Annotated in this window: 4 protein-coding genes; all 4 read right to left on the reverse strand. The window is 63.8% G+C overall.

Translation table 11 applies throughout. The features are described from left to right. On the reverse strand, positions 1-321 hold a 321-nt coding region (locus JNK68_06500), incomplete at its 3' end, for a GFA family protein (protein ID MBL8540007.1). Positions 322-327: 6 nt separating this feature from the next. Beyond that, positions 328-711: a VOC family protein gene (locus JNK68_06505; protein ID MBL8540008.1), complete on the reverse strand. Its 384-nt coding sequence runs from the start codon at positions 709-711 to the stop codon at positions 328-330. A 49-nt stretch (positions 712-760) separates the two neighbouring features. Next, positions 761-1,195, reverse strand: coding sequence for an EamA family transporter (locus JNK68_06510; protein MBL8540009.1), 435 nt, complete (start codon positions 1,193-1,195; stop codon positions 761-763). A gap of 146 nt (positions 1,196-1,341) precedes the next feature. Next, on the reverse strand, positions 1,342-1,678 hold a 337-nt coding region (locus tag JNK68_06515; GenBank protein MBL8540010.1), incomplete at its 5' end, for a glyoxalase/bleomycin resistance/dioxygenase family protein.

Genomic DNA, 1,678 nt, shown 5'->3' on the forward strand with positions numbered 1-1,678 from the left:
TTCCTCCTCGGATACGTCTTCGAGGCAGCCCAGGTTCACCCCATACATTTCGCCGAGCGGCGTTTCGGTGCCGTGACCGAATGCACGCACGCCGCAGTGCCTGCAGAAGAAGTGCTCGTTCTTGCGCGTGTTGAAGAGATACTTCGTGAGATCGCCCTCGCCGCTCAGCAGGCGAAAGTTCTCGGGCCTCGCGATCGCCGGCCAGAATCGGGTGCGCCGGCAGATCGAGCAGTTGCAGCGGAAGGACGGCTGCGTCAGGTCGAGGTCGGCCTCGAAGCGCACCGCTCCGCAGTGGCACGAGCCGCGGTAGGTCTTGATCATCTGCGGTCACACGGCATAGGTGGATACCTCGACGAGATTCCCGTCCGGGTCGCGAAAGTAGACGGACATGATCGGTCCGAGCGCTCCGGTTCTCGCAATCGGCCCTTCTTCAGTCACCACATCGCAGCGACGCAGATGCTCGACGATCGCCGCGACCGGTGAAGAAACGATAAAGCACAGGTCTGCCGAACCGGGCGTGGGGTGCCGCGCATGCGGAGACAGCGGCGCGTGTGCGGGGTGAATATTGATCTTGGATTGGCCGAAGGCGAGTGCTCTTCGCCCGGCGCCGAAGGTGACCGCCGACATGCCGAGCACCTTCTCGTAGAAGGAGATCGTCGCTTCGACGTCTCTGACCGTCAGAACGAAGTGATCGAGTCGCTCGACCTGCACTGACTTCTCCTTCGTGACGCCAAGCCTGAAGAGCGTGCCGTCCGGGCGACTAGCGTTTGACCGCCAGGAGCAGCACGCCGACCGCCACCAGGCCGATGCCCGACCATTCGCGCAGGGTCGGGCGTTCGCCGAGGAAAGCGAACGCGAACACCGCGACCAGGACGAGGCTCAACTTGTCCACCGGCGCGACCTTCGCCGCATCGCCCAGTTGCAGTGCACGGAAGTAACACACCCACGACGCGCCGGTCGCCAGCGCGGACAACCCGAGGAAGAGCCACGTCTTGCGCGGCAGTGCGAGCGGGTCGGTCCATTTGCCGGTGAACCACACGAACGCGGTCAACACGATCGCGATGATGAACGTGCGCACGAGTGTGGCGACATCGGAGTCGACGCCCTCGACGCCGACCTTGGCAAAGATCGCCGTCAGCGCAGCGAACACCGCCGACAGCGCCGCCCAGAAGAACCAGCCACCTGAAGTGCTCACGCTGCATCGGCCTCCGTGCCGCCGCCCGGGGAAGGTACACGCGGTCCATCGAACGCGACGATGTGAATCACCTTTGTCCGCATGTTCGCCCGCGCGCCCGGAATCATCGTCACATGCTTGAGGCAGTTGGCCGATTCAACGTCGCATCAAGCGGCGAACTCGCGTACCTGGAACACATTGCCCTCGGGATCCATGGCATTGCACACGACGAACCCCGGACCCTGCCAGTTCTCGGAAAACACTTCGCCACCCAGCCCCGCCGCAATCTCTCGCGCCCGCGACAGACTGGGCACGGAGAAGAAGAACTTGAGCGCAGTCTTCTCTCGCCGCTCCGGCGGCGAAGCGATCACGATGTCCTTCGCGATGTGCGGCGGAATCGCGTGCACGAGGAGTTGGATGTCCGGCGACTGGAGAACGATCAGCTCCGCGGATTCGTGAAGCCTGCGAAAGCCCACGACAGCTTCGTAGAACTGCGCGAGCCGC

It is taken from the genome of Betaproteobacteria bacterium, from assembly GCA_016791345.1.
In the GTDB taxonomy this organism is placed as follows: domain Bacteria; phylum Pseudomonadota; class Gammaproteobacteria; order Burkholderiales; family JAEUMW01; genus JAEUMW01.